The 22,454-nt window shown below is 71.3% G+C and carries 15 protein-coding genes; 6 read left to right on the top strand and 9 right to left on the bottom strand.

Annotated elements, in window-relative coordinates:
* Positions 1-171 precede the first annotated feature (171 nt).
* Positions 172-1,794, bottom strand: a complete 1,623-nt coding sequence (locus ACVCAH_RS25340; RefSeq protein WP_447138705.1) for a glycoside hydrolase family 43 protein — start codon at positions 1,792-1,794, stop codon at positions 172-174.
* Positions 1,795-2,111: 317 nt separating this feature from the next.
* On the opposite strand from ACVCAH_RS25340, the gene sthA reads away from it, so the two are divergent.
* From sthA to ACVCAH_RS25325, 3 genes are all read left to right on the top strand, one after another.
* Positions 2,112-3,515 carry a Si-specific NAD(P)(+) transhydrogenase gene (sthA, locus tag ACVCAH_RS25335; RefSeq protein WP_447138704.1) on the top strand — a complete coding sequence of 468 codons (1,404 nt, stop codon included), beginning with the start codon at positions 2,112-2,114 and terminating at the stop codon, positions 3,513-3,515.
* Between the two features lie 151 nt (positions 3,516-3,666).
* Complete coding sequence (locus ACVCAH_RS25330; RefSeq protein WP_447138703.1) at positions 3,667-4,716, top strand: SEC-C domain-containing protein; 1,050 nt, start codon at positions 3,667-3,669, stop codon at positions 4,714-4,716.
* A gap of 326 nt (positions 4,717-5,042) precedes the next feature.
* Positions 5,043-8,864: a S8 family serine peptidase gene (locus ACVCAH_RS25325; protein WP_447138702.1), complete on the top strand. Its 3,822-nt coding sequence runs from the start codon at positions 5,043-5,045 to the stop codon at positions 8,862-8,864.
* A 130-nt stretch (positions 8,865-8,994) separates the two neighbouring features.
* Here the strand turns inward: ACVCAH_RS25325 and ACVCAH_RS25320 are convergent, their stop codons facing one another.
* From ACVCAH_RS25320 to ACVCAH_RS25310, 3 genes are all read right to left on the bottom strand, one after another.
* Entirely contained in the window at positions 8,995-9,960 is a 966-nt protein-coding gene (locus ACVCAH_RS25320) for a hypothetical protein (protein ID WP_447138701.1), read from the bottom strand.
* Positions 9,961-10,062: 102 nt separating this feature from the next.
* On the bottom strand, positions 10,063-11,298 hold the full coding sequence (locus ACVCAH_RS25315) for an MFS transporter (protein ID WP_447138700.1): 1,236 nt from the start codon (positions 11,296-11,298) through the stop codon (positions 10,063-10,065).
* 76 nt (positions 11,299-11,374) lie between these two features.
* Positions 11,375-11,857, bottom strand: a complete 483-nt coding sequence (locus ACVCAH_RS25310) for a hypothetical protein (RefSeq protein ID WP_447138699.1) — start codon at positions 11,855-11,857, stop codon at positions 11,375-11,377.
* A gap of 108 nt (positions 11,858-11,965) precedes the next feature.
* Between ACVCAH_RS25310 and ACVCAH_RS25305 the strand changes: the two genes are divergently transcribed.
* The gene (locus ACVCAH_RS25305) at positions 11,966-13,810 is read left to right on the top strand and encodes a glycoside hydrolase family 15 protein (RefSeq protein WP_447138698.1); all 1,845 of its coding nucleotides are present in this window, start codon (positions 11,966-11,968) and stop codon (positions 13,808-13,810) included.
* Between the two features lie 78 nt (positions 13,811-13,888).
* Here ACVCAH_RS25305 and ACVCAH_RS25300 read toward each other — a convergent pair whose 3' ends face one another.
* Positions 13,889-15,490 (bottom strand): glycosyltransferase 87 family protein, encoded by a 1,602-nt coding sequence (locus tag ACVCAH_RS25300; RefSeq protein WP_447138697.1) that lies wholly within the window; start codon positions 15,488-15,490, stop codon positions 13,889-13,891.
* A gap of 158 nt (positions 15,491-15,648) precedes the next feature.
* On the opposite strand from ACVCAH_RS25300, the gene ACVCAH_RS25295 reads away from it, so the two are divergent.
* The gene (locus tag ACVCAH_RS25295) at positions 15,649-16,080 is read left to right on the top strand and encodes a DUF6223 family protein (protein WP_447138696.1); all 432 of its coding nucleotides are present in this window, start codon (positions 15,649-15,651) and stop codon (positions 16,078-16,080) included.
* A 69-nt stretch (positions 16,081-16,149) separates the two neighbouring features.
* Here ACVCAH_RS25295 and ACVCAH_RS25290 read toward each other — a convergent pair whose 3' ends face one another.
* The 3 genes from ACVCAH_RS25290 to ACVCAH_RS25280 all read right to left on the bottom strand — a co-directional run bounded on the left by ACVCAH_RS25290 (position 16,150) and on the right by ACVCAH_RS25280 (position 19,068).
* Positions 16,150-16,812 carry a response regulator gene (locus ACVCAH_RS25290; protein WP_447138695.1) on the bottom strand — a complete coding sequence of 221 codons (663 nt, stop codon included), beginning with the start codon at positions 16,810-16,812 and terminating at the stop codon, positions 16,150-16,152.
* Positions 16,809-17,954: a sensor histidine kinase gene (locus tag ACVCAH_RS25285; RefSeq protein WP_447138694.1), complete on the bottom strand. Its 1,146-nt coding sequence runs from the start codon at positions 17,952-17,954 to the stop codon at positions 16,809-16,811. Before ACVCAH_RS25285 ends, ACVCAH_RS25290 begins: the two co-directional genes overlap by 4 nt.
* A gap of 361 nt (positions 17,955-18,315) precedes the next feature.
* On the bottom strand, positions 18,316-19,068 hold the full coding sequence (locus ACVCAH_RS25280; RefSeq protein ID WP_447138693.1) for a GNAT family N-acetyltransferase: 753 nt from the start codon (positions 19,066-19,068) through the stop codon (positions 18,316-18,318).
* Between the two features lie 460 nt (positions 19,069-19,528).
* On the opposite strand from ACVCAH_RS25280, the gene ACVCAH_RS25275 reads away from it, so the two are divergent.
* Entirely contained in the window at positions 19,529-20,416 is an 888-nt protein-coding gene (locus ACVCAH_RS25275) for a tetratricopeptide repeat protein (RefSeq protein ID WP_447138692.1), read from the top strand.
* An 80-nt stretch (positions 20,417-20,496) separates the two neighbouring features.
* On the opposite strand, the gene ACVCAH_RS25270 is transcribed toward ACVCAH_RS25275, so the two are convergent.
* On the bottom strand, positions 20,497-22,161 hold the full coding sequence (locus ACVCAH_RS25270) for a hypothetical protein (protein WP_447138691.1): 1,665 nt from the start codon (positions 22,159-22,161) through the stop codon (positions 20,497-20,499).
* Positions 22,162-22,454: the final 293 nt, after the last annotated feature.

The raw sequence follows: 22,454 nt of genomic DNA, 5'->3' as shown, positions 1-22,454 counted from the left end.
GCTGACGTTGTCTCGGCGCTGACGGAGCCCGGCACGGTGTCGAAACTTTCGAGCTGCCGTCCAGGTAGGACATCGACAGACGGTGCCTGGTGGGACGGCGCAGACCGGCCCGCGTCCGGCGGACGGCCCGGTCGGTGCGGACGGTCCGCGCGTCCCGGCGTCCGTGACGGTTCAGTGTTCGCGGTACGTCGCGTGGTCGAAGTCGGCGTACACCCCGTCGCCGCCGAGGTCCTGCACCCACAGCCCGAGGAACGAGCCGGTGAAACCCCACGCGGCCGGCTCGTCGTCGATGATCAGTGCGGCGTGCTCGTCCGAGAGGATGGTGGCGTCCAACTCGACGGGGAGGTGCCGCCAGCCGTCGCCCAGGTCGTAGCCGAACCGCAGCACCGGCCCGTCGAAGTCGACGCGCAGGCCGACGCGGCCGGTGGCGCCGGCGTCGACGGTGAGCTCCGGGTAGGTGGTCCGCCTGCCGGTGTCCGAGCTGAGCAGTTCCAGCACCACCCGGCCGTCGTCGGCCCGGGTCAGGTAGAGGTAGTACCAGTTCAGGGTGTTGTAGTAGCCGGTGATCCCGGCCAGGTGCCGGTGGTCGATCGGGTCGAACTCGACCACCGTCTCCAGCGAGCAGCGCGCCGCCCCGGCCCGCCGGGCGACCAGACTCGGTGTCTGCTTACCGACCGGGGACTGGCCGCCGTAGACGCGCAGGTGCGAGGGGCGGGCCCGCAGGTCGACCCAGTCGGTGGTCGCCGGGCGGCGCAGCGTGGACCACGAGGTGGCAAGCTGCGGCGCGTCGAAGTGGTCGGTGGCGGGCTCGCCCGGCCATGGGTGGGCGGGCAGGTCCGGGGCGGGGATCTCGGTGGCGGGCACGCCGTCGGGAATGCTGGGCCAGCCGCCGCGGGACCAGTCGACCTTCTGGATGGCGGTCTCCCGCCCCAGGACGCAGTTGCCCAGCGGAGTGTAGGGACGCCCCACGAGGTGGGCGAGGTACCAGTCCCCCTGCTGGGTCCGCACCAGACAGCCGTGACCGGCCTTCTGCAGCGCGAGGTCCGGCCGGCCGACGGAGGTGAGCAGCGGCCCGTCCGGGTGGACCTGGTAGGGGCCGTGCAGGTTCCGCGAGCGGGCGACGGTGACCTGGTGCTCCCAGCTGGTGCCGCCCTCGGCGGTGACCAGCCAGTACCAGCCGTCGTGGCGGTAGAGGTGGGGCGCCTCGGTCAGGCCGGCGTCCGTACCGCTGAAGATGATCTTTGCTTCCCCGACCAGTCGCCGCCGGGCGCGATCGTACCGCTGGATCTCGATGCCACCGAACCGGTCGCGTCCCGGCCGCCAGTCGGCGCTCATGGACAGCAGCCAGCTGGAGCCGTCCTCGTCGTGGAAGAGCGAGGCGTCGAAGCCGTGCGCGTGCAGTGCGACCGGATCCGACCAGGGGCCGGTGATGTCGGGCGCGGTGGTGAGGAAGTTCTGCGCGTCCCAGTAGCCGCTGGCGAAGCTGGCCACGTCGCTGTAGACCAGGTGGAACAGGCCGTCGTGATAGGACAGGTCGGGTGCCCACACCCCGTTCGAGTCGCCGCACCCGCGTAGGTCCAGCAGGCGGCGCTCGGTGATGATCCCGCCCAGCGCCCGCCAGTGCACGAGGTCCCTCGAGTGGTGCACGCGCACTCCCGGGTACCACTCGAAGGTTGAGGTGGCCAGGTAGTAGTCGTCGCCCACGCGCAGGATCGACGGGTCCGGGTGGAATCCGGTGAGGACGGGGTTGCTGATCGACCGGGCGGTGGTCACCTCTGCGATCTCGGTCGACATGTTCGACTCCTTCAGGGTCTACTCCCGGCATTTTTCCGGAATCCGGGCGCCGGGCAGGTCAGAATTCCGCCCACCGTAACGGCTTGAGTCCAGATGCGAACAGACCCTTGACCGGTGACGCCCACGTCATGACGCGCCCGCCATCACGCCGGAAGGCACCGGCTGGAAGTCGAAACTTTCGGTCCCCCGGATCTCCCGGCGAATCGCTGCTGGGTCTGGCCGGCGTCGGCGCCGACGCACTCCTGCTCGGCGCCTCGGCGAGGACGAGCCTGCAGTAGCCCTGGCGCGGGCCGCGGCATCTTGCGACGCTTGCGGTTGTGTATGACTACGACCTGTTGGTGCTGGGCTCCGGACCCAGCGGCCAGAAGGCCGCGATCGCCGCCGCGAAGCTCGGCAAGCGGGTCGGCATCGTGGACCGGCGCGACATGATCGGTGGGGTCTGCATCAACACCGGCACCGTCCCCTCGAAGACGCTGCGCGAGGCCGTGCTCTACCTCACCGGCCTGACCCAGCGGGACCTGTACGGCAGCAGCTACCGGGTCAAGGAGGAGATCACGGTCAGCGACCTGGCCGCCCGAACCCAGCACGTGATCAGCCGACAGACGGACGTCATCCGCAATCAATTGGCCCGCAACCGGGTCGCGATGGTCACCGGCACGGGACGGTTCGCGGACCCGCACGCGGTCTGGGTCGACGGCGGCTCCGGGCGCGAGTCCAGAATCACCTTCGACAAGATCATCATTGCTGCGGGTACCCGCCCCGCCCGCCCGGACAGCGTCGACTTCGACGACCGGACGATCGTGGACTCGGACGGCGTCATCAACCTCCAAGCCGTACCCCGCAGCATGGTCGTGGTCGGCGCCGGCGTGATCGGCATGGAGTACGCCTCCATGTTCGCCGCGCTCGGCACCAAGGTGACCGTGGTGGAACGCCGCGACCGGATGCTCGAGTTCTGCGACGAGGAGGTCGTCGAGTCGCTCAAGTACCACCTGCGCGACCTGTCCGTGACGTTCCGCTTCGGTGAGGAGGTCGCCGCGGTGGAGAAGCACCAGACCGCGGCGCTGTGCATCCTCAAGAGCGGCAAGAAGATCGTCGCGGACACGGTCATGTACTCGGCCGGCCGCCAGGGCCAGACCGACGACCTCGCGCTGGAAGCCGCCGGCCTGGAGGCGGACACGCGCGGCCGGATCGCGGTCGACGCGAACTACCGCACCGCGGTGGACAACATCTACGCGGTCGGTGACGTGATCGGCTTCCCCGCGCTGGCGTCCACGTCCATGGAGCAGGGCCGGCTCGCCGCCCAGCACGCCTGCGGCGAGCCGGTCCGCGCGATGCACGAGTTACAGCCGATCGGCATCTACACGATTCCGGAGATCAGCTTCGTCGGGAAGACCGAGGAAGAGCTGACCGACAGCTCAACCCCGTTCGAGGTGGGCATCGCGCGCTACCGCGAGCTGGCCCGCGGGCAGATCGTGGGCGACTCGTACGGGATGCTGAAGCTGCTCGTCTCGCCCGACGACGGCCGGCTGCTCGGCATCCACGTGTTCGGCACCGGCGCCACCGAGATCGTCCACATCGGACAAGCGGTGATGGGCTGCGGCGGCACGGTCGACTACCTGGTCGACACGGTGTTCAACTACCCGACCCTGGCCGAGGCGTACAAGGTGGCCGCCCTCGATGCGTCCAACAAGATCCGCAACATCACTCGGATCGACGGTTGACGGGTCTCCGGCACCCGCCTGAACCCCTCCCCTCCCCTACCGCCGGATCACCAGGCAGGGCGGGCACTTCGATTCGGCCCAGGGCAGCGTGAGATCGGCGTAACAGTAGAAGAGCCGGTGCTCCGGGCGGACCCCGACGTACCGTGAAACGGTGCCAACGAGAGACGTGATCACCACCGCCGACCTCGCCGAACTCCGCCGCTCGGCGCTCGGGGCGGCCAATCCGCTCGGCGTCGCCGCCGAGCTGGCCGAGGCGGTGGAGCAGGGCCGGCTGGCCGAGCCGGCTGACGCCGGGGACGCGCTGACCCTGGCCGCCGAGATCGCCGAGATCCGGGTGAGGCTGGACGCCGCGCTCCGGTACGCCGACCGGGCCGTGGCGGCGTACCCGTCCGGGGACGACCCGCGGGCCGGCATCGCCCGGGCGCTGCGGGCGCGGATCCTGTTCCGGTCCGGCGGCCGGGAGGACGAGGCGATGGCGGAACTCACCGCGCTGCGCCCGCTGCTGACCGAGCTACCGGACGCGCCGGCGTACCTCAGCGCGGCGCTGGACGCCGGCGGCCGCACGGCGCTCGCCGAGCAGTGGCTGAGCGAGGCCGTCGACACCCTGCTCGGCGAGCGCGCCACCGCGACCGGGACGCCGGCGGCGGCCGTGACCGCCGTCGAACCGGCGGTGGAGGTCGGCCCGCCGGAGGCGCCCGGTGTCCTCTTCTTCCTGCTGCAACAGCGGCACCGGGTACGCCGGGACCTCAACCTGCCGCACGACCGCAACGACGATCTGGCCGACCGGCTGGAGGCTCGGCTGGTCCGCCGGGCCGAGGAGCGGCAGGCCACCGAGCCCGACCTGCTCTTCTGGCCGCGGGCCGAGTTCGACCGCCTGCTCGCCGAGCAGCCCGCGCTGACCGAGACGTACGGCCCGGACTGGGACGCGCACCGGGCCCGCCTGGAGAAGCAGTTGGTACGGCTGGCCAACGCCGGCGGGACCGGGCTGAGCGTGCTCAGCGGCTCGGTCGACGGGCTGGCCGGCTTCGCCGGCAGACGCGACGGCGACCCAGCGGATGCGGAGATCCGGGCCGGTTACGCGCGGGAGCTCGCCGCCCGGCCCGGCGCGCACATTCCCTGGCCGCCGGAGCGCAACGACGCCTGCTGGTGCGGCTCGGGCAACAAGTACAAGAAGTGCTGCCTGCCGCGCTCGCGTAGCTGACCCGTCCCGCCTCCCGGCGGCTCCCGCAGCCGCCTCCCACCGGCTGCGTGTCCTTCCTCCCTGGCGCGCAGCCGCGATGCGTCCCGGATCCACGATCACGGCGGTGTTGCCCGCATGTGACGGCTGCAGCCTGCGGTAGCGCGCGGGTGTCGACGCGGGCCACCGCGGATGGCGAAGATACGTCAAGTCCGTGCCTCGCCTCGATCATGACGGTCCACCGGGCCCCCGACCGGCCGAGAATCTCCGACGGCGGCGCCAGCCCTTCTCGGCGACCGCCCGGAGGAGGGAACGTCGTCATGTTCAGATCCAGGCGCGGGACAACCCGCGTGACGGCCGGTGTCGCCGCGGCACTGGCCGTGTTGCTCGCACTGCCCACCGGTGGGGCCGTGGCCGCGCCCACCACCCCGGCGGACCCGCTGCGCAAGGTGGACCCCCAGGTACTCGCCCCGGCCCGCGCCGGTGGCAGCACCAGCTTCTTCGTCGAGCTGGCCGAGGAGGCCAAGCTGGACCAGACGGAGCTCGACCGGGCCGGGCGGTCGGCCAACGGCAAGGACGGCCGGATCGCCCGCACGAAGCGGGTCTACGAGGCCAAGGTGGCGCACGCCGAGCAGACCCAGCGCGGGCTCCGCTCGCTGCTGCGGGAGCGTCGCGCCACCTTCACCCCGTACTGGATCGCGAACGTCATCGAGGTCACCGGCGACCTGGACCTGCTGACCGAGCTGGCCGGGCGGGCGGACGTCGCGCGGATCACCGCGATCGGCGGGACCAAACTGGAGGAGCCGGTCCGCACGGCGGGCGCGGCCGACGACACGCAAGTGCCCTGGAATCTCACCTCGATCGGCGCGGACAAGGTGTGGCACGAGTACGGCGCTCGCGGTGCGGGCATCGTCGTCGGCAGCATCGACACCGGCGTGCAGTACGACCATCCGGCGCTGGCCCGCCAGTACCGGGGCAACAACGGTGACGGCACCATCAGCCACGACTACAACTGGTTCGACCCGACCGGGTTCTGCCCGCCGTCGGCGCCCTGCGACAACTACGGGCACGGCACGCACACCGTCGGCTCGGTGCTCGGCGACGACGGCGCCGGTACGGTGACCGGCGTGGCCCCGGGCGCCACCTGGATCGCGGCCAAGGGTTGCGAGTACAACTACTGCACCGACCCGTCGCTGCTCGCCGCCGGCCAGTGGATGCTCGCGCCGACCGACCGCAACGGGCAGAACCCGCGCCCCGACCTCGCCCCCGACATCATCAACAACTCCTGGGGCGGCCCGGACGACGGCGAGACGCACTACGACGAGATCCTCGCCACCTGGGTGGCCGCCGGCATCTTCCCGGTCTTCTCGGTCGGCAACGAGGCGGACGAGGCGCCCGAGCCGTGCGGCACCGCGGGCTACCCGGCCACCAACCCGCTGGCGTACGTCGTCGGCGCGACGGACTCCAACGGCGTGATCGGCGCCTTCTCCAGCCGCGGGCCGGGCCCTGCCGGTGCGGTACGTCCGGACATCACCGCCCCCGGTGTGGGCATCGTGTCCAGTCTGCCCGGCGGCGAGTACGGCTCGGCCGACGGCACCTCGATGGCCGCTCCGCACGTCGCGGGGGCGGTCGCCCTGGCCTGGTCGGCGGTGCCGAATCTGCGCCGGGACGTGGCGACCACCCGCGAACTGCTGGACCGCACCGCGCACGACGTCGACGACCTGCAGTGCGGCGGCACTCCCGCCGACAACAACGTCTACGGCGAGGGTCGCCTGAACGCGTACGACCTGGTGACCCGGGCCTCGACGGCGCAGCTGGGCGGCGTCGTGGTGCAGGCGACCCGCGGCGGGCACCCGCTGCCCGAGGCGCGGATCACGCTCGCCTCCGGCCTGGTCACCCGGACCGCCCGCGCCGACGCGCAGGGCGCGGTCCAGCTGGGCCGGGTTCCGGCCGGCGAGTACACGCTGACCGCGACGTTCTTCGGGCAGCGTACCCAGCGCCGCACGATCACCGTGCCAGCCGACGGCACGGCCGACCTGACCGTGGACCTGTCCGAGTCCGCTGCCTGGCACCCGGTTCAGGGCACGGTCACCGACCCGGCCGGTAAGCCGGTCGTCGGGGCCCGCCTGTCGCTGGCCGGCGAGACGTTCCCGGCCTTCGTCACCGGCGGCGACGGCCAGTACAGCGGGATGCTGCCCGAGGCCGAGTACGACCTGCTGGTCGAGTACGGGCGCTGGCTGGCCCCGAAAACGGTCGCGCTGACCGTGGACGGGGCGGAGACGGTGAACGTGGCGCTCGCCGCCAAGACCGACCGGCACGGGTACGCGGCCGGAGTCGCCGCCGCCAACTGGGTCGACGGCGGTAAGCAGCTCGCGCTCACCGGCGACGCCGCCAGCCGGGGCGTCGACCTGCCGTTCCCGATGACCTTCTACGGCACCACCTACGACCGGATCACCGTGCACACCGACGGTTACCTGACCTTCGGCTCGGACGCCAGGTCGGTCGGCGGCAACGGCCCGCTGCCCGCTCCGGCGGTGTCGGCCGCGGCCGTCTACGCGTTCTGGGACGACCTGGTCCTGGACGACGCCTCGACCGTGCTCACCCGGGTGTCCGGGGCGGCGCCGAACCGACAGTTCCTGGTCAGCTGGCACCGGGCCGCGCTGAAGAGCGCACCGGAGACCCGGGTGGACGTCCAGGTGCGGCTCGGCGAGAACGGCACGGTCACCATCCAGTACCGCAAGCTCGGTGCCGCGTCGGCGGCGACCGGTGCCTCGGCGACGGTCGGCATCGAGGACGCCACCGGCCGCGACGCGCTGACCTACTCCCGGGACGAGCCGGTGCTCGACGCCCGCACCGCGGTGACGTTCCGGGTTCCCGGCCGCGGCCTGCTGCGCGGCACGGTACGCGACGCGAACGACCGCCAACCGCTGGCCGGCGCCACGGTGCGGGTCGAGTCGCCGGACGCGCCGCAGCCGATCACCGCGACCACCGACGCCGACGGCTTCTACCAGTTGGAGGCGCCGGCCGGGGCGGCCACGGTGAGCGCCCTGCAGCCCGGATACGACCTGCCGGCCGCCTCCGTCACCATGGTCGAGACGGAGGTGGTCACGCGTGACCTCGCCCTGCGTACGCCGCTGCTGGTGGCCAACAGGAGCGCGGTTTCGGTGAGCGCCCCGGCCGGGACGACCCGGACCGCGACGGTGACCCTGACCAACCGAGGTGGCCTGCCGGCCACCTGGTTGGCTCGGGAGATCAATTCGGCCACGCCGCCGCCCGGCGTGCCCGGCAAGCTGCTCAGCTCGTTCGCGGTGAACGAGATGTACAACGCATTCGGCGTCGGGTACCGCAACGGCGAGCTGATCGTCTCCAACTCGTACCTGTGGGGGCAGATGCAGCGCTTCTCCACGGACGGCAGGTCACTCGGCAAGGGCGTGCTGGAGATCGGCGGCTGGCCCTCGGACATGGCGTACGTGCCGAGCCGGGACCTGCAGTGCGCGCCGAAGATGTCGTTCGTCGGGGAGCTGCCGATCGTCTGCTTCGACCCCGACACGCTGGAGGTGAAGGAGACCATCACCGGGCCGTGGGCCGGCAAGCTCTACTACGGGCTGGCCTACCGCGCCTCGGACGACACCTTCTACCTCAGCGGGGACAACGTCATCCGGCACCTCGCCGGGTTGTCCCACGCGCAGCCCGGATCGGTGCTCGGGGAATGCACCCCGCCCATCCCGTGGATCACCGGGCTGGCCCTCAACGAGGAACACGACGTGCTGTGGGGCATCAACCAGGACTCCACCGAATCGATCTGGGCCTTCGACCCGCAGACCTGCCAGCCGCTCGCCTCGGTGCCCGACCCCGACCCGAACCCGCTCAGCGGCGCCGGACTCGACCTCGACGAGCAGGGCAACCTGTGGGTGCTCGCCAACGCAACCTGGCGTCCGTACGGCAGCAAGGCCTACCACGTCGACGGGTCGCTCCCGGCCTACAGCGACGTGCCCTGGCTGTCCGTCGCGGCCTCCGGCGAGGTGGCGCCGGGGACCGGGGCCGAGCTGACCTTCACGGTCGACACCACCGGGCTGACGCCGGGTACCCACGTCGGCACGGTGCTGGTCACCAACAACGGCGCCAAGGGCGCGGCGACCCCGATCACCGTCTCGGTCAAGGTCACGGCGTGAGGACGGGGCCCTGCTGACGCCTCCGGGACAGCAGGGTCCCGGCACACCCCCAGCCAATGAGGTACGTCGTGGCTCGTCCCGCCGATGTCCGGTGGGACGAGCCACGACCGTCCGGGTGTCGGTAGCGGGTTCAGAGCCAGTCGTTGCGGGCGGCGAACCAACCGAGCTGCATCCGGGTGGCGCTCCCGGTGACGTCCATCAGCTGCCGCAGCCGCCGCTGCACGGTACGCACGGACATGCCCAGCTGGGAGGCGACCGCCTTGTCCGGCAGCCCGGTCATCAACAGGGACAGGATCTGCCGGTCGGCCGGGGTGGGCACCGACCGACGGTCGACGTCGTCGACGACCGTGCTGGCCGGGGCGAGTCGAAGCGGCGACGCCCGGTCCCACACCTCGGTGAACAGCGCCACGAGCACCTCGACCCAGGTGGCGCCACGCACCATCAGCGCCCAGGGTTCAGTGCTCTCGTCCCGGCCGGGAAAGGAGAGCAGCGCCATCCGACGGTCGGCCACGGCCAGCTTCCCGGGCACGTCCATCGCGACCCGGGCCTGCTCCCCCGCGGCGACGAACCGGCCGATCTGCGCCAGGGCTCCCGGTCGCTCCAGCCCCCGCCGGTCGTACACCACCCGGAAGCGCACACCCCGGCCGAGCAGATCCAACTCGGTCGGATTGTCGTACAGATCGGCCGCGTACGGCGGACGGTCGAAGCCGAGCACCTCCTGCTGCGCGCCGCGCAGGAACTGGTCGAACGTCTGCACGATCGCCGCCGCGCCGACGACCATCTGGACACCCTGGTCCATCGGCTCCGCCGCGCGCTGCTGCCGCAACCACTCCCACAGGCCGATCCGCGCCTCCTGTAGTTCGCGCACCCGCTGCGTCAGCAGCGAGTCGATGGCCAGGTCGGGCGGGGCGGCACCGGCGCGGCCGGCGACCAGCCGTACCAGCCCGGAACGCGCGAGAGCGTCGAGCCCCTGCTCGACCTCGTCGGTGCCGGTGGCGAGCCGTTCCGCCAGCTCGGCCGCGGTGCCCGGTCGACCGCCGGCCAGCTCCAGGTAGATCTTCTCCTCCAGCTCGGTCAGACCGAATGCGCCCAGCAACTGTCCACCCACACCCCGAATAGGGCGGCCCGCCCGGGGCGCGGGTCCGCTGACCTGATCTTGGAGCGCTCCCAGCAGGCCGTCAAGGCTTCGTCGCCAGCCTCAGGCCGTGAACCTGTCGGCGGCGGCGTGGCTCGCGTTGGCATGCCCGCCGATCGGTGACGTCGTGGCCGACCGGACGGCTTTCCGCCGCGCCAGTTGGCGGTGGGACGTGGCCACCACCGCCATCAGACAGATCACGGCAGCCGCCACGAGCGGTGGACGGCCGCCGAGGTGGACGGCGGCGGAGCCGAGTGGGATCGCCACCGCGATCGGCCCGAACATCGCGGTGGTCGCCGTCGCGGCCACCCGGCCGAGCATCGCCGGCGGCGTGTGCGTCTGCACCGCGGTCACCGCCGCGACCAGCGTCCACGGTAGGCCGACGCCGGCGACCACCGAGGCCGCCACCGCGACCGGCCACCAGGGCAGGCACCGCGCCAGGCAGCCGACCGCGAACAGCACGGTGCCCGCGACCGCGACGGCGACGGGGCCACGCCGGGCGATGAGCCGGCCGACGAGCAGCCCGCCGACGATGGAGCCGCCGCCCTGCGCGCTGACCAGCACGCCGAGGAACGTCGCGGGAAGGTCCAGCTCGGTGATGACGATCGCGTACGTGGCGGCGGTCGTGAAGCCGGACATGGCGATCGACACCGCGGCGAGCGTCACCGTGACCCGCGTCGCCCGCTGCCCGGCCAGGACGGCGAGCCCGGCGCGGATGCCGCGCTGCCGCTGCGTCGGCGGCTCGGGTGTGTGGACCAGTCGCACCGCCAGGTACAGGCCGGCTACCAGGACCGGCATGGCCGCGCTGAGCACGGCGACGGCGTGGCCACCGTGCCATGCGTAGAGGCCCGCGCCGGCTGCGGGAGCCACGAGCTTCATGCCCTCTTGCGCACTCGAGCGCCACCCGTTGACATCGCCGAGTTCGGCGGGTGACAGAGCGGCCGGCAGCAGCGCCGTCTCGCCCGCGTCGATGAGTACGTAGCTGAGCCCGTAGGCGCACGAGACGGCGAAGATGAGCCAGGTCTGCCCCGGGCCCCGGACGGCGAGGAGGCTCAGCAGAACGGCGGCCAGCGTGAGGTTGACGGCGATGACCAGCGGCCGCCTCGGCGCCCGGTCGAGCAGGCCACCCAGCCACGGGCCGGCGAGCACCGGGGCGTACACGCACAGCCCGGCGAGGGCGGCGAGGCTGGTGGAACCGGTGAGGTCGAGGATCCAGATGCCGGCGACCAGGGACATGGCACTGCTGCCGAAGCCGGACAGCAGCGAGATCGCCACGAACAGTCCAGCGTTGCGGCGCATGAGCCCTCCAAGGTTGAGTCGGGACGACTCACATCCTCAGTCTTGAGCGCCGGGCAAGCAATATCGGCGCCATCTGTCAATGTTCTGTTGACAGGGCGGCGCGCAGGGATGCCGCGACAGCCTGCACGGGTACGGGCAACCGTTCCTGCCCCGCTTCGGCGAGGTCGGCGGCGATCAGCAGAGCCAGCGCGTACAGCGAGCCCGGAGGGGCGTCGAGGGCGGCATCGGCGGTGCGGCGCACCAGCTCCGCCCGACGGAACCGGGTGTCCCAGCGCCGGTCGGCATCAATCCAGCGCTGCAGATCGGCAACCGCGTTGCGGATAGCCGCGATCGCCCCCGAGTAGCGGAGATCGAGGCTGCGCCGCCGCGACCACCGGGCGGCAGCCAAGCGCTGCCGCCGCTGCTCCGCGGCCTGCCGGCTGCCGAGGCCCAGGGCGGTGGCGATCTGCGCCCACGTCGCGCCGCCGTAGCGCGCCCGGTCGATGAGCTCCAGCTCCTGCTCGTCCAGTCGGGCACGGGCAGCGCGAAGGTCGGCCAACCGAGCCAGCTCCGACGTCACATGTCAACGCTACATTGACAGATTGGTGTCCGGTGGCCGGGCGGATCGACGCCCGGATTCGAGGTGCGGCACGGCGTGTTACTCCGTTCCGCTCGGGTAGCCCCTTCCGTGGGGAAGCAGATCGCAGACCACGGATTCCTGGCCGATGGTCGCAGCGCGGTGCTGGTAGATCGCGCCGGATCGGTGAACTGGTGGTGCCCTGCGCGGTTCGACGCTCCGTCGGTGTTCGCGCGGCTGCTCGACGATGACGCCGGGCACTGGGTGATCCGCCCCGAGGGCCGGTTCGAGACCGACCGGGCCTATCTGACGGATACGCTCGTGCTCCGTACCGTCTTCACCACCGCGACCGGCAGCGTGGCAGTCACCGACGCGCTGGCCCTCGAACCGGGTGCGCGGGGCCATGACGTCGGTCTGCGCTCGCCGAGGGTGCTGGCCCGGGTGGTGCGGGGGATCTCCGGCGAGGTTCGACTGCAGTTGCACTACCGGCCACGGTTTGAGTACGGCCGGATGGCCGCCCAGCTGGTGCCGCAGGACGACGCATTGGTCGCCATGGCCGCGTCGGCCCGGCTGGATCTGCGCGCCACCATCCCGTTGGTCTGCGAGGCCGGGGAGGCGTCCGGGTCGTTCACGGTACGGGCCGGCGAGACGCGTGGCTTCACCGTGGGATACGCACCGGCTTACGGTGCCGGCCCGCCGGCGGTGCTCGACGCCGAGCAGGTGGTCGACAACGCCGTCGAGGGCTGGCGCTCCTTCATGGGTCTGCACGACTACCGTGGCCGCTACCGGGACCAAGTACTACGCAGCGCGCTGGTGGTGCAGGGCATGACCTACCGGCCCAGTGGCGCGATGGTGGCCGCCCCGACGATGTCCCTGCCCGAGGAACTGGGCGGCGAGCGCAACTACGACTACCGCTACGGCTGGGTACGCGACTTCAGCTTCACTTTGGAGGCGCTCTGGCGCGTGGCCTGCACGGATGAGGTCAACCTGCAGATCGGGTGGTTGTCGCGGTCGATGGGCGTGAACGAGGGCATCGTGCCGATCATGTACGGCGTGGAGGGGGAACGGGACCTCACCGAACACCACCTCGACCACCTCGCCGGCTACGCCGGCAGCCGCCCGGTGATGGTCGGCAACGACGCCTGGCAGCAGCGTCAGAGCGACGTGCCCGGTGAGGCGCTCGCCGCTGCCTGGCTGATGCGCGAGCACCTCGACCCGATGCCGCCGCACATCCGCCAACTGCTGCGCGCCATGGTCGAGCGGGCCGAGCAGGACTGGCACCTGCCGGACGCCGGGATGTGGGAGGCACGCGACGACGCACGCCACTACGTGTCCTCGAAGGTGCAGTGCTGGACGGCGTTGGATCGAGCCGTCCGCTTCGGATCCCGCCTCGGCTCCGAGGCGGACGTCGCCAGGTGGGCAGCGGTACGGGACGAGGTACGCGGAGCCGTCCTGGCCCGGGGGTGGAGCGACCGGCTCGGCGCGTTCACCGCGGCGTTCGACACCGAGGAGCTGGATGCGTCGGTGCTGGTGATGCCCTTGGTCGGCTTTCTTGCCGCCGATGACCCGAGAATGCGTTCCACCATCCGGATGGTCGAGGACCGGTTGTCCTACAACGGGCTGCTACGCCGCTGGGAGGGCGACCCCGCCGGCTTCGTGATCTGCTCGTTCTGGCTGGTCAGTTGCCTGGCGCTGGCCGGCGAGCGCGACCGGGCCGGGCAGCTTTTCGAGCGGCTCGCCGACCGGGTCAACGACCTGGGTCTGTTCGCCGAGCAGATCGACCCGTACAGCGGGGAAGCCCTGGGCAACTTCCCTCAGGCGTTCTCCCACATCGGCCTCATCAACGCCGCCGGAGACCTCACTGACCTGGACACCGGGCGCCGCGACCTTCCGCCGGCACCGGACCGGCTCATCCCGTCCTTCGAGGAGAGCGATCGGCCGGCGAACGACCAGTGACGATGAACGGAAGGCGGGGCGGTCAGCCCAAGGGATGCTTGGTCACCACGCCGGGCCTGGTGGGGGCCAGCATCCTGCCTACGACGCCCCGGGGCGGAAGGCAGCCGCCAGTTCCTCGTCGTACGCGGCGATCGGCCGGCCGTCGGCGGCGTAGGCGACCAGCCGGCCCTGCGCCATGGTCGCCGACCGGAACGAGAACGTCCGCGTCCCCGGGTAGGCAGCCAGCAGCGGGATCTCCCGGGGCGCGCCGCCGGGCGCGGAGTAGTACTCCAACCGGGCCACCTGCGGGGCGACCACCCCGTTGACCCGTACCTTCGTCTTCTCCACCCGGGTGCCGAAGGTGACCGGCGCGCCGGCGCCGAAGGTGGCGCACTCGGCCGGCCCCCGGCACACGAAGAAGTAACGCGGGTTGACCACGTCGTCGAGGTCGTACGCCTTGAAGGTGGGGTCCGCGCCGGCGGGCAGCGGCTGCACGGCGAAGAACGCCAGCGTCGCGGTGGCTGCGACACCCACCCGCAGCCAGGCCCGGCGCGGCGCCGCCGCGCGGGCCGCCCGGGTGGCGGCGACCGCCACCCCGCCGAACCCGGCCAGGCAGAGCAGGCATACGCCGAGCGTGCGCGCGTTCTCGAACAGGAACTGCACGCCCGGCCGCGTCGACACCGGGCTGAGCACGGCACCGAGCGACACCACCATGGTGACCAGCAGCGCGACGCCGGCCACCTTGCGGGCGGGGCCGGACAGGCCGATCAGCAGCATCGCGGCGAGGACCGGCCAGATCTGGTGGTGGGTCCAGGACACCGGAGAGGCGGCGACGGTGGCGCAGCCGACGAGCACCGCCGCGTGCCCCGGCCGGCCGTGCCCGGCCAGGTGCCGGGCGCGCAGCAGCGCCACCGCGCAGATGACGGCCACCAGGGCGGCCCAGACCAGGGGCAGGGACGTCTCGTCGAGCCCGATCCGCAGCAGCATCCCGTGCACGGACTGATTGCCCAGCGAGGCCAGATTGCCGATCCGGGAGGTCTCCAACATGGTGCCGGCCCAGTAGGTCCAGCTCTCCTTCGGCAGCACGGCGGCGGCGATCCCCGCGCAGGCGCCGAAGGTGAGCGCCGCCCGGGCGGCGTCCCGGTACCGGCCGGTGACGAGGAAGTAGACCACGAACAGCAGCGGGGTCAGCTTGATCGCCGCCGCCACCCCGACCAGCGTCCCGCGCAGCCGCGGCGGCACGACGCCCATGGCGTCGAGCAGCGCCGCCAGGACGATGAAGATGCTCACCTGCCCGAAGCGCAGGTTGCTCTGCACCGGCGCGGACAGCAGCAGCCCGAGCGCCACCGCCGCCACCGCCAGCCGCCGCCGGGACCGGCCGGCGGTCAGGGCGGCGCCGACCGGCACGGCGACGGCGACCACCGCGGCGTACGTGCTCAGCAGCCAGATCGCCTGCGCCACGCCTTCCGGTACGGCGGTGATCGGCCACAGCACCAGCGCCGCGAACGGCGGATAGGTGAACGGGCCGCCGTTCTCCGCGACGTACCCGTAGAGCGGGCGCCCGGCCCGCAGGTCGGCCAGCGCGCCGTAGTAGATGTGCAGGTCGGATAGGCGATCCTCGCGGCGCAGCACGAGCAGCGTGGACACCAGCGCGGTCACCGCGAACCCGACCCACAGCAGCCCCACCCGGCGGTCTCGCATCACCCGAGAATAGAAGAGGAGACAACCGCGGCGGTACGACTGCCCGAGCGCGTACAACCCGGGTGGTAGGCCGATCGGCAACTCCGGCATGACGACCCGTGACCACGCCGGTACATACGCTGCCGCTGTACCCGTCATGCCAGCGAAGGGATCCCCTGATGTCCGTCCGTCACCTGCTTGCCGCCGCCCCAGCCGCCCTGCTCGGAGCGTTCGGGCTTGCCGCACCGGCGGCCGCGCACGTCTCGGCCCAACCGGCCGCCGCCAGTGTCTACACCATGAGCGCCGGGCGACTCGGGGCCAGCGTGGCCGCCGTGCTGGGACTGGCCGGCGCGATCATCGGCGGCCTCGCTCTGGCCCGCCCGTCCAGTCGTGTCGGCACCGGCAACGGGCGACTCGGCGCCACCGTGGCCCTGGTGGCGGGGCTGATCGGCATCGCACTCGGTGGACTGGTGGTGGCGACCTCCGACAGTGGCATCGGCACCGGCAACGGGCGAGGCGGAGCCTACGTGGCCCTGGTGGTGGGGCTGATCAGCACCGTCCTCGGTGGGCTGGCGCTGGCCCGCTCCCGCCGCACCCGGCTGACTGCCTGACCCGCCACGGTCCCGGATCGATGCCGGCGCCCGGGGCCGTGGCACCCGGCGGCGTAACGCGGCTTGTGGTCAGGAGCGAGCGAGCCAGCCGGGGACGGTCAGGCCGGACTCGTACGCGAGGATCACCAACTGGGCCCGGTCCCGGACCTGCGTCTTGGTCATGATCCGGCTGACGTGCGTCTTCGCGGTGGCCGGGCTCAGCACCAGCCGCGCCGCGATCTCGTCGTTGGAGAGACCGGCGGCGACCAGCACCATCACCTCACGCTCCCGCTCGGTGAGCGCGCTCAGCCGCGGCCCCGGGTCCGGATGCGTGGCCCGCGCGGTGAACTCGGCGATCAGCCGGCGAGTGATCGACGGCGCGATCAGCGCGTCACCGCGCGCCACCACCCGCACCCCGTGGATCAGCTCCGCCGGCTCGGTGTCCTTGACCAGGAAGCCGCTCGCGCCGGCCCGCAGCGCGCCGTAGACGTAATCGTCCAGGTCGAACGTGCTCAGGATGACCACGCGGACATCGGAACTCGCGGCGATCTCCCGGGTGGCGGCCAGGCCGTCCAGCCCGGGCATCCGGATGTCCATGAGGACGACGTCCGGCCGCAACTGCCGGGCGAGCCGCACCGCCTCGGCACCGTCGGCGGCCTCGCCGACCACCTCGATGCCGTCCTCACCGTCCAGGATGGAGCGGAACCCGGCGCGTACCAGGGTCTGGTCGTCGGCGAGCACGACGCGGATCACGCCGGCGCTCCCGCCGGTACCGGGCCGGGCCGCAGCGGCAGGCGGGCGCACACCCGGAAGCCGCCGTCCGGCCGCGGGCCCGTGGTCAGCGAACCGCCCAGCGCCCGGGCCCGCTCACCCATGCCGAGGATCCCGTTGCCGGGCGGGCCCGGTGCGCCGCTGCCGTCGTCCTCGACCTCCACCAGCACGTCGTCGCGGTCGGGCCGGACCCGGATCACCGCGGCGGTCGCGCCCGCGTGCCGGGTCACGTTGGTGAGCGCCTCCTGGACGATCCGGTACGCCGCCAGGTCGACCTCCGGCGGCAGCGGCCGGGTCTCGGCCAGCTCGGTGCGGATCTCCAACCCGGACCGCCCCGCCGTCGTGACCAGCTCGTAGAGGCGGTTCAGGCCGGATGCGGGCGCGGTCGGCGCCTCGCCCTCCCGCCGCAGGATGCCGAGCGTCGTACGCAACTCACGCAGCGTCTCCTTGCTCGTCTGCTTGATCGCGGTGAGCGCCTGCGCGGACCGGGCGGGGTCCGGGCGATGCAGCGCGGCGCTGGCCTGCACGTTGATCAGCGAGAGATGGTGGCCGAGCACGTCGTGCAGCTCGCGGGCGATGCGCAGCCGCTCCTCGGTAGCCCGGTTCCGGGCCTCCTCTTCCATCCGCTGCTCGGCGGCGAGCGCCCGGGCCTGTGCCTCGGCGAGATACGCCCGGCGGTTGCGGGTCACGCCGACGATGACCGCGACGAGCCAACCGGCGTGCAGCAGCGTCGCCCCGTTCGCACTGTCGGCCGTCCTGTTGTAGCTGTCCGCGACGGCGAAGGCGAGCACCGACGCGAGACCGAGCCCGATGGCGACCGCGAGGTGCCCCTCGTCGACGACGGTGTAGAGCGCCACGACGAACACCAGCATGATCGGCCCGGGCCGCTGCAGCAACGCTCCGTACGCGCCGACGGCGGCCAGCGCCACCAGGCCCACCGGCACCGGATGGCAGCGGCGGACGTACAGCGCACCGGCGGATGCCAGCACGGCCAGCAACGCCGCCCATTCAGCGTTGGTGTCGATGCCGCGCGACTGCACCAGCAGGCCGAAAAAGGCGACCAGACCGACGGCGAGCACCACGGCCGTGTCCGCCGCCCGGCCACGCCATGGCCACCTCGACATGCGCCGAAGCCTATCCCCCCGCAACTCGGCGGGAGAAGGCCCGGCCGGCCGGCATGACGGCTCCCCAGTCGTCGGCCTCGGGCGGACCGAGCCGGCTGACGATCGCACGCCTGGCCGGAGCGCGCCGTCGGCACGGTCGACCTGGCGTACGCCATCGAGTTGGGCTGCCCGCCGGCATCCTCAACTGCCGAGCGGGTGCGCTGGGGGGCACGAAGGCTCGTCACCCTCGGTGAGGTATCGACCACGGGCATGGATCAACTTCCAGCGCACGGACGTGCCGATGAGCGGGTGTTCCGTGGTGAACCGCAGAGGTGGCCCGGGCCTCGGTCAGTGGACCTCAGCCCGGGTTCTGTGTCGGACCTCAGTTCAAGGAGATGTAGAGCCGTTGACCGGCGGGTCGGTAGCCGACGCGCTCATATACCCGCCACGAATCCTCGCCGGAGGCCTCCAGCCAGGCGATTTCCGCGCCTGTGGTGAACAGCCGCTGGGTTATTTCGGCGGTGATCGCGCCCGCCAGTCCCTGGCGGCGGTAGGGCGTGCGAACGGCGATGCCGGCGACCTCGCTTACCGCGCCGGTGGGCGGGGCCGCCCCGCCGCCTCCCGCACAGGTGCCGTCGTCAGCGACGGCCATGACGGCCACGCCGCCGGCGCCCTGCAGGCGCCGGAGCCGAGCTACGTCAGCCTCGGAGGCCACCGGGTCGCCGCCGAAGGCTTCGTTCTGCGCGCTGATCAGCACGGCGCGCTGAGAATCGGTGCTCGGTTCGTGCAGATTGAGGTGGTCGAGCGTGGGTGGTGTCTTCAATGTGCCGGGCGCACAGAGCAGATAGGTGTGCCGGGCTTCCACGATGAAACCGGCGGCGGTCAGAAGTGCCTCCAGGCCGGGGGCGCAACTGATGACGTACTCCAGGCGGGGTTTGCGATCAGCCGCGCGGAAGGCTGCGACCAGGGCGGTGACGTCGGCCGCGGTGATGGCAGTACCGGGACGCGGCGTCGCGTAGTTGATGCTGGGACTGGTCGTTGTCGGATCCATCCCAAACACGAACGGCCCCACCTCTACGGGCGCGGGTCGGTTGGACAGGTTGGCGACGACGGACTGCTGGATGCGGACATCCATGATCAACGTAAACCTCGATGCATGAGAGAAGCTGCGGTGGGCGGAAGCGTTGGACCGCTCAACCGTGATAGAGCCGCGCGACGATCATCCGTCGCGTGGTCAACACTCAGGCGGCCGCTCGGCCTACCCGGATCACAGGCGTCATTCCCTCATGCAGAGTGCCCACGCCGATCGCGTGGTCGGCCGCAAGGTTGCCGCAGCCGGCTTGAGCTTGTCAACCCTTGATCACTTCGGCTTAGCCACCGATTGCCGAAGGCCCTGGCTTGCTGCCACTACTGGTCGGCGGGAGATCAAGCGACGATGGTCCTCGAACGCCACGTACGAGGCGAACATGAGCAAGTTCGGGTGGACCTGCGTGGGCTGGTCCAAGCGTCAATAGCCTGGCGCACCCTGCCGATGCGAAACACGGTCGTGCGAAATCGGGTCCAGTCGAAGTACAAGCGGGTCGTATCGTGCCGGCATGATCGATGAGCCGATTGATCCGGACGATCACGTCGAGTGGCTGGTCGAGCAGGGGCGGGTGGACGAGGCGATCACGATTCTCGAGGCCCGGACCCGCGGCGGGGACTGGCTGGATGTGGACCTCCTGACCGACCTGCTGATGGAGAACGGCCGCGTCGATGAGGCGGAGGCGCACTGGCGGGCCGCCATCGAGGCCGGTCTGCCTCGGGCGTACGGCGGCTTCGCGGACATGCTGGCGGATGCTGGCCGGACCGACGAGGCCATCGCCGGGTGGCGGGCGGCGGTGGAGGTGGGTGAGCCACGAGCCCGGGCCCGTCTCGCCGCGTTGCTCGCCAGGACGGGCCGGGTGGACGAGGCGATCGCCGAGTACTGGACGGCGATCGCGGCCGGTGACGCGGCGGCGGGCGTCCGGCTGGCCAAGGTGTACGCCCGGGCGGGCCAGCTGGACGAAGCGGTCCGCGCCTATCGGTCAGCGATCGGCGCGGAGGGTGTTTCTCGATGGCCGCTGGGTGCGCTGTTGGAGAAGCTTGGCCGCGTCGACGAGGCGGTAGCCGCCTACCGAGCTGCCGTTGACACCGGTGAGGGTCACGTTCGCGTGCGGCTGCTGGCGGCACAGGGCCGCCTGGAGGAGGCGACTCAGCTCGTCCGGGACATTCTCGCCGAGCCGGGCCACAACGGTTCCTACCGGCAGATGGGCTGGCTGCTGACCGAGCAGCGGCGCTTCGAGGAGCTCGAGGCCGAGGCACGGCTGCTCAAGGACGGCAACCTGGTAGGGCTGTCATATCTCCTCTCCGGTGCCCAGCAGTCCTCGAACTTCCACGAGGACTGTCCAGCTGAGTGCGAGGGCAGCACCAGGGTGGTCCGATACCTCCCGGAACGCCGATGACGTGCGGCGGGGCCCTGCTGAATTCGTAGCGGCGGTGCCCAACGCTAGAGCCCGAGAATCTGAACACGTAGGTCGGGTTTTCAGGCTGCGGTTTTGAGCCGTGCTCGGGCGATGTAGTCGTTGACGTGCTCGTCGATGGCGGTCAGGGCTTGGCGTAGAGCGGGTGGTGCCTGGGGCTGGTCTGCGGCAAGCAGTGGTCGCAGGAGGCGGTCGTTGAGTTTGGTGTAGAAGATCGCCAGGCGTTGCCCGTCGGGTGTCAGGACGTAGGTGTGGGTGTGTTCGATGCGTCGGATCAGACCGTTGAATCGGAGGCGGCGTAGGTCGTAGGTCATCTGGTTGGTGGTGTAGGGGGTGCCGAGCAGCCGGGCGGTCAAGGCGCGAAGGCTCTTGTTGGTGACGCCGGTGACGGCGAACAGGGTGAGGGTGAGGGCGCCGGTCAGGGCCATGACCCGAGGGTCGCCGAAGCGTAGGGCTGGGGCCCTCCTGCCGTCCTCGGTGAGGGTGGGCTGTGCGACCCGCTCGATGACTGGGTTCGCAAGGACGCAGCTCTGACCGGCACGGATAGTGTCTAGCAGTCGCTGGTTGGCGTCACGGGCTTTGGCGATGACGTCGTTGAGGTGTTCCAGGCGGCGGAGCACGCCGATGTCGTAGGTGTCGTTGATGACGGTTTCGATGCGTAGTGCCCGTCGGTCTTTGAGGTAGTACTTGATCCGGCTGTGGCGGTAGAAGGCGTTGACCACGACGGCGTCATTGTCGCGGTCGATGGCGGTGCGGAACACGCCTTTGGTGGTGGAGCGGATCTGCCGGTTTGAAGATGATCTCCATGTTGTCGGGGCGGCCGATGTCGAGGTTGTCGGCGGCGAGGGCTTCGAAGAAGGCACGGGCGTGGCGGGGGGCGGTGAACACGATGTCTTGGCCACCTCGACCTGCCGCATGGAGATGTCCCACCAGTAGCCGGCCGCCCGATCGGCTGCGGTGAACGGCAGCGGCAGGCGGGCCCACCAGCGCTCGGTGAACACAGTGATGGTGCCGGGTCCGAGCCGGTCACAGATCTCCTGCAACCCGGTGGGGTCGTCGCAGGCGGCGAAGCCGTTGGACAGCTCGCGGAAGCTGATGCCGGCCCTGACGGCTTGGCGTTTGGCCCACTCGTGCCCGTTGAACCAGATCTTGCCCGGGTAGGGGAAGTAGGCGCAGACCTTGATGAACGCCGGCCCGACATCGGCGTCCCACAGGTAGAAGTAGTAGCAGGTGACCCGCCGGTCGACCCGGTTGTAGGTGAACCACACCGCCCCAGTTGCGGTGGCGGACTTCGATGCGGTGAACACCCGCTGGTACTCCTGCGCCACACCGATGGCTACGACCTGGGACCTGCCGGTAGCAGCGGCTTCGCGCATCAACGGCATCACCTGATCGATCTTGCGTTCCGGCCATGGGCTGTCCGCCAGCACACCAGGCCTGCTCTTCTCCTTCTTGCCGGTGAAACTGATGATCGGGATGTCGTTGGCCTCGGCAAAGGACATCACCGCCCGGCGGAAGGTCTGCCCGCGGCGTTCCAGCAACGCCGGTGAAGGCACCGGCTTGCCCTCATGCTGGGTGAGGAAGCTGACCACCTGCCCGCCCACCATGAGATTCGGCACTGACATGGTCAGATAGGCCCGGTCCACGCAGTCGATCTCCAGCAGCTTCTGCCCGTCGAGCACATCGTTGACGGTGACCGAGTTCGTTCTCGTCAGACGTGAGGCCATGACCATCCTCCGCATCCGCGCCTACGAATGCCAGGATGAACCCACCGCCAGTGGCCCGACCAGCCCAGCCACCCACCTCGGCGGTCCGAGGCGGAGCCTCTCTGGTGCGGTGGCCATTAACGTTCGCCGGGTTGTCGGGGTTGGGGAATTGTCGTAGGGGTGGTGTTGGCTGTGGTTTGTGCCTCGCCGTCGGGATCCTGCCGCGCCGCGGGTTGGGCATTGCACGGCTCGGGTGGGGTTGCGGGTGACGGCGGGGCAGCGGCGGCGGTGTTTCGGCCTGTTGCGCTCGGCGG

This window comes from Micromonospora sp. LZ34, assembly GCF_052981855.1.
The sequence above is the reverse complement of the archived record's forward strand: the minus strand, read 5'-3'. Positions and strand labels throughout refer to the sequence as shown.